Origin of the sequence: Blautia wexlerae, from assembly GCF_013300825.1 — a bacterium.
Classification (GTDB): Bacteria; Bacillota; Clostridia; order Lachnospirales; family Lachnospiraceae; genus Blautia_A; species Blautia_A wexlerae_B.
In genome coordinates this window covers 1-9,312 of record NZ_JAAIMY010000055.1, presented here as the reverse complement: position 1 = coordinate 9,312, position 9,312 = coordinate 1, and the positions used below count along the sequence as shown (strand labels likewise).

Annotated in this window: 13 protein-coding genes; 5 read left to right on the top strand and 8 right to left on the bottom strand. The window is 35.4% G+C overall.

Annotation, left to right across the window (positions count from 1 at the left end):
• A partial coding sequence (locus tag G4417_RS16795) for a DUF6040 family protein (RefSeq protein ID WP_243872183.1) occupies positions 1–449 on the top strand: 449 nt, incomplete at its 5' end.
• Positions 450–826: 377 nt separating this feature from the next.
• On the opposite strand, the gene G4417_RS15980 is transcribed toward G4417_RS16795, so the two are convergent.
• From G4417_RS15980 to G4417_RS17040, 7 genes are all read right to left on the bottom strand, one after another.
• Complete coding sequence (locus tag G4417_RS15980; RefSeq protein ID WP_008400157.1) at positions 827–1,342, bottom strand: immunoglobulin-like domain-containing protein; 516 nt, start codon at positions 1,340–1,342, stop codon at positions 827–829.
• Between the two features lie 56 nt (positions 1,343–1,398).
• Positions 1,399–2,676 carry a HAMP domain-containing sensor histidine kinase gene (locus tag G4417_RS15975; RefSeq protein WP_237999107.1) on the bottom strand — a complete coding sequence of 426 codons (1,278 nt, stop codon included), beginning with the start codon at positions 2,674–2,676 and terminating at the stop codon, positions 1,399–1,401.
• 32 nt (positions 2,677–2,708) lie between these two features.
• On the bottom strand, positions 2,709–3,383 hold the full coding sequence (locus G4417_RS15970) for a response regulator transcription factor (protein ID WP_044944580.1): 675 nt from the start codon (positions 3,381–3,383) through the stop codon (positions 2,709–2,711).
• Between the two features lie 464 nt (positions 3,384–3,847).
• Positions 3,848–4,084, bottom strand: coding sequence for a DUF6061 family protein (locus G4417_RS15965; protein WP_008400163.1), 237 nt, complete (start codon positions 4,082–4,084; stop codon positions 3,848–3,850).
• 324 nt (positions 4,085–4,408) lie between these two features.
• The gene (locus G4417_RS15960; protein ID WP_118521943.1) at positions 4,409–4,993 is read right to left on the bottom strand and encodes a LysE family transporter; all 585 of its coding nucleotides are present in this window, start codon (positions 4,991–4,993) and stop codon (positions 4,409–4,411) included.
• A gap of 89 nt (positions 4,994–5,082) precedes the next feature.
• The gene (locus G4417_RS15955) at positions 5,083–5,991 is read right to left on the bottom strand and encodes a LysR family transcriptional regulator (protein WP_026650325.1); all 909 of its coding nucleotides are present in this window, start codon (positions 5,989–5,991) and stop codon (positions 5,083–5,085) included.
• Positions 5,992–6,025: 34 nt separating this feature from the next.
• Positions 6,026–6,415, bottom strand: a complete 390-nt coding sequence (locus tag G4417_RS17040) for a hypothetical protein (RefSeq protein ID WP_243872182.1) — start codon at positions 6,413–6,415, stop codon at positions 6,026–6,028.
• Positions 6,416–6,729: 314 nt separating this feature from the next.
• Between G4417_RS17040 and G4417_RS15945 the strand changes: the two genes are divergently transcribed.
• From G4417_RS15945 to G4417_RS15930, 4 genes are read left to right on the top strand one after another with little or no spacing between them, the layout of a single operon-like run.
• Positions 6,730–7,059, top strand: coding sequence for a DUF6442 family protein (locus tag G4417_RS15945; RefSeq protein WP_005608366.1), 330 nt, complete (start codon positions 6,730–6,732; stop codon positions 7,057–7,059).
• Positions 7,056–7,262 (top strand): helix-turn-helix transcriptional regulator, encoded by a 207-nt coding sequence (locus G4417_RS15940; protein ID WP_003865061.1) that lies wholly within the window; start codon positions 7,056–7,058, stop codon positions 7,260–7,262. The genes G4417_RS15945 and G4417_RS15940 overlap by 4 nt, the downstream gene beginning before the upstream one ends.
• Positions 7,263–7,271: 9 nt before the next feature.
• On the top strand, positions 7,272–7,574 hold the full coding sequence (locus G4417_RS15935) for a hypothetical protein (RefSeq protein ID WP_008121271.1): 303 nt from the start codon (positions 7,272–7,274) through the stop codon (positions 7,572–7,574).
• 19 nt (positions 7,575–7,593) lie between these two features.
• A complete protein-coding gene (locus G4417_RS15930; protein ID WP_227219045.1) occupies positions 7,594–8,391 on the top strand; it encodes a YhfC family intramembrane metalloprotease in 798 nt (265 codons plus the stop codon).
• Between the two features lie 177 nt (positions 8,392–8,568).
• On the opposite strand, the gene G4417_RS15925 is transcribed toward G4417_RS15930, so the two are convergent.
• A complete protein-coding gene (locus tag G4417_RS15925) occupies positions 8,569–9,207 on the bottom strand; it encodes a hypothetical protein (protein ID WP_173684177.1) in 639 nt (212 codons plus the stop codon).
• Positions 9,208–9,312: the final 105 nt, after the last annotated feature.

Below are 9,312 nucleotides of genomic sequence, written 5' to 3'. Positions count from 1 at the left end.
CTCTTTTTCAGGCAGTACAGTCAGATGTGTTCCTTTCCGATTGTAAATCATTCTTCCATGATGCAGCGTCATTCATACAAACTTTTATCGGATGGACGATTGCTGCCGGACATTCTGCGGCACAGATTAGTACCAAAATTCCAAATGCGTTTATAGCCGGAATCATATATTGGTTATTGCTGATATTGGTTGTCGGAATATGCGTAGCAGGAACAGGGATACTGGTGATACTGATAGAAATAAAGGTTATAGAATTATATAAGAAAAACTGTTGGGATTTTATTACTCTACTGATGATACTGACAAGTGCTGCTGTCATCATTTATTTTGGAGAATCCATCAAAAAAACACTGTCAGTAAATCTTCTATTGCTTTTTGTACTTTCGCAAGGAGTATATGTTGGACTTAGATGTTATTTGAAAAATCAGTTAAATACCAAGCTATATTGATCAAAATATGATAAAAAACGTATAAAAGCAGGGGATAAAAACACACATCGTCCCCTGCTATTATATTATCCTTTTCCAATTTCTAGTAGGATATGCCTGTTTCATTATGCTTTTTTAAAAGCCTTAGTTTGAATGCTTTACTGTATTTCTTCCTAGACATAAATATGCTCCACATGGTACATAAAAAAGGACATGGCAATACCTCCTTGATACCACCGTATCCTTGAAAAAGGGCGACTTTAACACACCCTCCGTATTCTCATTTTTACAAAAGAAAACGGCGGTTTTGATTGTTATTTCAAAACCGCCGTTAAAATGGCATGAGAACTTTCTACTTCATAAGCGGTTTTTTTTCATGCTTATGAAGTAGAGAATTTTTACCTTATCGTAAATTCGCAAGATAAATTATATGTATCGTAATCCCAATCTCTTTCACTTTCAAAGAACGCAAATTGTTTAATCAAACGATAGTGTCCAGCAGGCAATTCTCCATAAAAACTTTTAACATCAATTTCTAATGTTAATCGTTCGTTAGGCTTAATAAAGCAATCCTTTTCATTGCTCTTTGAGGGGTCATCAAGCTGTTTAAGTTGATACCAAGTGCCGGATTGTTCAGCTTCTATTTCAAAATAATCTGGTGAATATTGGTATTCTTTATCAGAAGTATTTTCTATTAGAAATGAAAGGTGCTTTAAGTCTAAATCCTTTTCTGTACTCATTGAAATCTTCAAATCGCCCAAAGTGTCAAGCGCTTCTTCACTTCCATAAGGAGAAACCTCATATTCTTCGGAATAATCTTGTACTACATGATTATCACTGTCCTTTGCTTGACTACACCCAACAATACACACCAATAACAATAAGGTTAGAAACATACATATTATTTTTTTCATTTGTCCTTATCTCCTTTCTTTTAAATTTATAATAGCAATAAAATGTCTATTTTCAATCAACTTTCATTGCAATTTATTTTCACTGTAACACATGCTCCCCCTGCTTTATTATTAGCAATTTGGATATTTCCGCCATGTCTTTCACTTAAAATCTTACTAATATTCAGCCCTAACCCCAAATGTTCAGTAGCTATATCTTTCGATGATTTATAAAATGGTAATGTCGCCTTTTCAATATCAATATTTTTAAACCCGCAACCATCGTCTGAAACAGATATAACTAAATTATCATTCTCTATTACTACGCTAATAGCAATATCACTTTTTGCGTATCTAATACTATTAGAGAGTAAGTTTTCATAAATCTGCATGACTGTATCTAAATTGATAAACAAGGTTATATTATTACCGCTTGTAGTAATTGAAAAATGTTTGTCATAACAAAGTGCTTCTGCTGTGTTATTAAAATTATCAATAAGTGAATGAAATGTAATCTGTTGTCGTGGAATATCAATATCCTCTAACCTGTATAAGTTCGTCATAGCATTTACATATTTTTCAAGACGTGAAATATTTTTTGACATTACTGATATTTCATCTAATATTTCTTGTTGTGATACTAAGCCTTTGGGAATAAAGGAAAGCAGCATAGTAGCATGACCCTTTAGTAAAGTCAAAGGAGTGCGTAAGTCATGCGAAAAAGCAGCATTTAGACGGCGCTGTTCAGCAAATTGTCGAAACATAGTTTCATTATTTTTCGACAAACAGTCTTTCATTTTTTCAAAGGCATGACAAAGTTTCCCCATTTCATCATTTAATGGATATGATAACGTAAAATCTAAGTCATTTGCTTCAATTTTATGATACGCATTAGTTAATAGCTTAATAGGTTTCGATAATTTTTTTTTATAAAAAAATGTTACACAACATATCATACTAATAGATAATACGATAGGAATAATTGCAATATTTAATGAACCTAAAGCACTGTCAATAAGCCTATCCCGGTTTGTAAAATTAGGTAAAACTTCGATATATGAAACATGGTTCGGATAGACATATTCGTGTACTGGGCGTTCTTTTTGATAATCAACATTGAACTTGCATATCTCGTTTCCTTTCGTGTCAAATATTGTGTATTTTGTTTGGTCATTACTATAAGTGGCGGTAAATGAGCCATTTTCCGGTATATCATACCTCGTTGACAGATTTTCATACTTATAGTTTAAATTTATTCTGTATCTGTCAACCATTGAAATTAAAAGTATACAAATAATTATTCCAATCAACAACGAAAACAAAGCATAAAGAACAAAGGTCATTCTAATACTCATGCTATTTAACCGATTGAACAATCTGCTTCTCTTTAATTTTTCCATCTATATCCGCACCCCCAAACAGTTTCAATGTAAGGTCTATCGCCTAAAGATAAAAATTTTGCCCTAATACGTCTGATATGTTCTGTAACAACTGTATTATCACCAATGCCGTCTAATCCCCAAACTTTTTCATAAATAGTTTCCCGGTCAAAAACAATTCCTTTGTTTTGCGAAAGGAAAGATATTATATCAAATTCCTTTTTGGTAAAAGCCATATCCTTATTATGATAAAACACAATACGTGAGGAATAATCTATAACCATATCTTCATCAAATTGCACCTTTGAAGATATATTGTGTCTTTTTTCTCTGCGAAGATGTGCTGCAATGCGAGCTTCTAATTCATCAACAGAAAATGGTTTTATTACATAGTCGTCTGCGCCAATAGAAAATCCTTTTATTTTATCACTATCTTCAATGCGTGCTGTTAAAAAAATTATAGGGCATGAAACATAATCCCGTATCCTTTCGCAAACAGTAAATCCATCTATATCTGGCATATTGACATCTAACAAAATAATGTCAGGTTTTTTTTCTACTTCTTTTAATGCAGCATTTCCTGCTGTTGCAGTATATACCGTATATCCAAGTTTGCTGAAATAGCAATACAGCATTGATACAATTTCTTTTTCATCGTCTACAATTAAAATACTCTGCGCCATAAATATGCCTCCATTGTGAATATCTGATTTAAGATTATCAAACAAAAATCTATTTCTAATCAATTTCTTTAATTTTCGATGTCATTAGTTATTATATATGGCAATATGAGTTGTAGCAACCTTACTCTACATGTTTTATGCTCTATTACTATCCACACTATGATGTGTGTAATCATATCCCGAAAGCCATACCAAACAAAGCAGTCTATGGCAGATTTAGAAATAAGTCCTATGATTATTGAAAAATAAGAAAATATAAAAATTAGAGTGAAGTAATTATATTACAAAAATGAAAAACGGGAGATACACAGATATTGTGCTATCTCCCATATTGTTTTTAGTGTCATATCAAGGCTCATTTATTAGTGGTAAAATTAGCGTTTTTCTATATTTCTCAAAATACTTGAAAGTAAAGTGTTCATATGGATAATCGAAAATCAGATATAAACTTTTGTTTAAATTGCCTATAATTCAAGTGAATCTTCTGCATCCACCCACATCTGTAAATTGCCATCAAGATATAATCTTGCATATTCCAAAGGCTCATCCACAGCCAATGAAGTAAGCGCACATTCTGATCCATATGTGGTTTTTAAATTTTTTTCAGCTTCCCAACAATTAATGCGAAGCATATATCCGGCACTTGTGTAAACATCAATACTATCGTGGTTTATGTTGTATTCTGCATAAATTGTTCTCATTGTATCTTATCTCCATTTTTTAATAATCATTTACAGAGTTAAATATCGAAAACATTTCATTCAGTTCACCATGTCGTTATTGTTATATGTTATACTATGTACGAATTTTTCTTTCCCTTAATTTTTCCCATATTAAGGTTCATGAAAACCAATGAGAGAATATAATACAAGGGAAAGAGTAAGGGAAAGTTCACTTGCTACAAACTTAGTATTTTCAAGGGTTTGTGAGGAATTTGATAATCAACTATAACAGTTATTAAATTTCCTAAAATAAGTGAAATATCAACTTGAATTTGTTAATTAGAATTGCTCTCAAAGCAACAATTATCTTAACATTCCCCAAATACACTCCAGTAATGTTAGTGCAAGGATAATGTTAATAACACGGAAATGCCGCAGATAAAACTTCTGAATCAGTACGCCCAAGCCAATCCAAGTACAGGTTGCGATCGTTCCGATTGTTGCAATAACCAGCTCAAAAAACAGCAAAGCCGGAAAAGAGGACATATATCCTACAACATAACCCGTTAGTGCGGTAACTCCGAACATATAGATTTTCACATTGACAAATTGCAGCATGAAGCCTTTCAGAAACGATGCCGATTGCTCTGCGTTTTCTGTTGACTGCTTGCTGAAAACAATATGAATCGCAAGCCACAGGATATAGGCTGCTCCGATGTACTTCATCACTTCCATTACATTTGGAAGCAAAGAATTAACCCCATATACGAAAATTGCACATAAGATTTGCACTACATAGTAGCCTGCAAAAATTCCAAAGAACAACGGCTTTCCTTTTTTATATCCATAGTTTGTTACGGTATTTAATGCCAGAATATTTCCCGGTCCCGGAGTAAAGGCATTTATAACGCAATAAATCAGAAAATTGCTCAGTACCGCCATAGGCATAATCATCAACCACCTTTCTGCTGCTATTATATCAGCAAACAGCGGTACATACATAACACCTATTTTATATGATTATCCATAGCCTATGACTATGGATTGGCTGGAGCATATTTCCGTAATTCTTCCAGATAGCTTTTTCCAAGTTCACTTAATTCCTGATTTTCATTCAGCACATATCCAATATGCATTGTTTCATTTTCTGCAAGCGGAACGGAGATGATATTTTCTCCGTTCAAATATTTCGGGAAAATGCCACTTGAAATAGTATAGGCATTCAGTCCAAGCATGAAGTTGACAATAGCCCCTCTGTCATTGACCCGGATTTCCTTATCCACCGGGATGGAGCTGAATAGTTCCTCTGAAAAATAGACAGATTCATACTCTCCCTGTACAAAGTTTAGCCGCGGATAAGGTGCAAGGTCATGGACGGAAACTACTTTTTTCGATGCTAATGGGTGATCTTTTTGTAAAAAAACATGAGGCTTTGCTGAAAATAGCTCGGTAAACACCAGATGGTTTTCCTCTATCACTTTCCGCATGACGACTTCGTTTTCATGCGATACATAAAGGATGCCTAAATCACAGACGCGATTTTTCACATCATCCAATATCTGATGTGTTCCGGTTTCATTATAATAAAAAGCGTATCGTTTCTGTCCAAAACGCTTAACTAACTCCACAAAAGCGTTTTCCGTAAAAGTATAGTGCTGAGAAGATACTCCAAATGTCACTTTTCCCGGAAGATTTGTAACATACCGATCCTCCAGCAGTTCCATCTGCTGTATCACCTGACGAGCATAACCGAGAAATTCAGCACCATCTTTTGTCAGAGTAATTCCGGTTCTGCTGCGAAGAAAAATGGTAATACCAGCCTCTTTTTCCGTTTCTTTGATGGAATTGGACAGACTTGGCTGTGATATAAAAAGCAGTTTTGCCGCTTCGGTAATAGAGCCAACTTCTGCTACCTTCAAAATATATTTTAGTTGTTGAACCCTCATTTCTTTATCCTTTTTATTCTTACAAATCTCGATTTCACGATATCATTTCTAATACAGATTTTACCGTATTTTTTAGATTCAGTCCATCTTTTAATCCCAACCGATAGAAAAACTCTTCTGTATCTGCTCCACTGCTGAAAATTGCATTACAGTATTCCGTAATCACTTCTTCCTGTTCTGGGGATAACGTTTCCAGTAATTCCTGGTATTTCTTTTCAATCTCACTTACTGACTCTTTATCCTGATTTAACTTCCATTCCGAATACGCTTTTCCCATATGCTCTGTAATTGTCAGATTCACAAATTCCTGCATTTCCTCTGGTATGGCACTCGTAGATTCCTGTTTATCTTTCTTTTTATCATTTGATTTTTCAAGTGTCGTATCATCCATATAACGAATGATTTCTCGAATATTTGACTTCATTGACTGCAAATATCCATTGATCAACTCCGTGTCATTCCGTCAAGGGCATCTTTCTCTCCTCCTTACATTTCATATGTTTAACACGAATTGATACAAGTGTCAATCTCGTTTTGTTAATATCACCCATTTCCCTTTTTGGCTACTTCCCTGCCTCTTCAGATAATTCTTTTCCTTCAATTTGGTTATATAATACTTCACACTAGCAAGATTCCAATCTAACGCATAATCGAAGTGGTAGAAAAGTTATCTCTTATATCGGTTGTAACTTTTTTATGAACTCTATTGACAAGAAAACTTGGTATGGAGGTGTTTTTATGAAAAAAGACGAAATCTTAAATGCAAGCAGAAAAGAACATCGCAATAAGGACTTGGCTGAAATGGAAGTGGTATATCAAGCCGGAAGTCACGCAAGCAGAGTTGGTGCTTTAGTGTGTTGTTTGCTTTCGCTGTTATCTTCTGTGCTTGCTCATACTATGATTTACAGTCCGTGGGTTATATACTTCAGCATTATTGCAACACAATGGTTAGTTCGTTTTATCAAAATGAAGCGAAAGAGCGATTTGGTCTTGACTGTTCTGTTTTTTGTGCTTTCCATTTTGGCATTTGTTGGATTTGTTAGCCATCTTTTAGAGGTGAGAATATGAAAGAACAATTACAACTGAAAAATCACTTAAAGGAAGTTCGCACAGAAGCAAATCTTTCTCAAGCTCAGCTTGCAGAAATGGTAGGGGTATCAAGAAATACCATTAGTTCTATTGAAACAGGACAGTTTAATCCAACTGCAAAATTGGCTCTAATTCTTTGTATTGCATTGGACAAAAAATTTGAGGAACTATTCTATTTTTAGGAGGTCATTATGGAAAATATTATAATGTTGATTTTGGGAGTGTTCATATCTGTTGTTGGAATTGTAAATATCAAAGGCAATATCAGCACAATTCACTCTTATAACAGGCGAAAAGTAAAGGAAGAAGATATACCAAAGTATGGAAAAACAGTCGGCACAGGAACGCTGATTATAGGAATATCTCTTGTATTAGGTTTTATTGTTTCGTTTTGGAGTGAAATAATTATAGATTATATCATTCTTCCAGCAGTTATTGTCGGATTAGGCTTTATATTGTATGGACAGTTCAAATACAACAAAGGAATTTTTTGAGAATCAGGGAGGTATAAAGATGGAATTGAACACAATATCAGGTCTGGCGATAGCGGGAGTTATCTGCTCCGTTGTCCTCTCGATGGGGGTACCGATTGCTTTGTTCATTGCAGGAAGGGTGAAGCTTAAGGCAAGGATTTCCTCGTTCTTTATCGGAGCAGGAACCTATCTGCTGTTTGCCATGCTGTTGGAGCAGCTGCTGCATGTTCTTGTCATTCAGTTCTGCGGACTGAACGCACAGAGCAGGCCATGGCTTTACTATGTGTACGCGGCTTTGGCTGCAGCGGTTTTTGAAGAGACCGGAAGACTGATTGCCATGAAGTTCTGGATGAAGAAATGGCTGGATTTTCCAAATGCACTGATGTATGGAATCGGGCATGGCGGTGTGGAGGCCATTCTGATCGGAGGACTCTCCGGAATCAGCAATCTTGTGTCCATGCTGATGATCAACAGCGGAGCCATGCAGAATACGCTGGCGGCACTTCCTGCTGAGTCTGCAAACCAGACCGTGTCACAGCTGTCGGCCCTATGGACAACACCGGCACCACTCTTTTTTGTAAGCGGAATCGAAAGAATCAGTGCCATCATTCTGCATATCGGGTTGTCACTGCTGATCTACCGGGCGGTAAAGGCAGGCAAATGCAGGACAGCGGCTTTTACAGCGGTTCTTGCATATGGGATTCATTTTATCGTGGACTTCTTTGCCGTGGCAGGTCCGGCGCTTCTTCCCATCTATGTGATTGAAATTGGTGTCTTTGTGATGGCAGCCGGAACTCTTGTTATGGCGCTGAAGATGGGAAGGATGGAAGAACTGTGAATTCCAGTTTTCTGCTATCATAAAACAGAATATATCTGACAGAACGCACCGTAGAAATACGGTGTTTTTTGTGCCCTTTTTGATGATTGGATATTCAATTAACTTTATTTATTACCCCCTCCAATATCTAAAAAAAAGCTACTTCTGCAAGTCAACCTCACAGAAGTAGCTTTTTATTTATCCATTATTTTCATTTCTTTTCAAAACCATTTCATAAAAATCCAGAAACTCTTTTGTTATATAATATCCCTTACTTTCAACATCCAATGAGTCAAATGTATTATCATTTTCATCTACATCTCCAGACTCTGTTTCAAATTCTTCCTCAATGAATCCCGTTTGTTTAATATGTAAGAACACGTAATCAACTTCTCCTGGAGATACCTTTATTTGCTTTGAATATTCATTGCAAAACGATTCGTATTTGTTGCTATATGTTCTGCCATTTATGTGTTTCGTTGATTTACCTCTTTTAGATGAATCTTCACAATATTTTTTGTATTCAACTAAATATTGTATTTCTCTATACGACATAGTATTCAATATGTGAATATATTCATCAAAAATACTACCATCTATATGTTTCCCCTGCAAATAACCATTTCGTATAAGATTTCCAAAATACTCAACTTTATCGGTCGTTGCCAACCTTTGCACTGCCTCTTTTGCTCGTGCAAAATTGATGATAAACTCTACATCATTTACCATTTCCAATGTTATAGAATGATCATCTTGCAAAATAACATCTAACAATTCCTGTTCTTTCTTTTGCTGAAAATCATTTAATAACTTATTTGTTGATGAATCAAGTGACATGCTCTCGCCACTTAAATCTTACAGATTTTGAAGTGGGAGCTTCCTGCTCAATTGCCCTTCAGGGCAAAGCTAAAACAGGCTATCCCCGCGTGTCCCGCGGTTCTT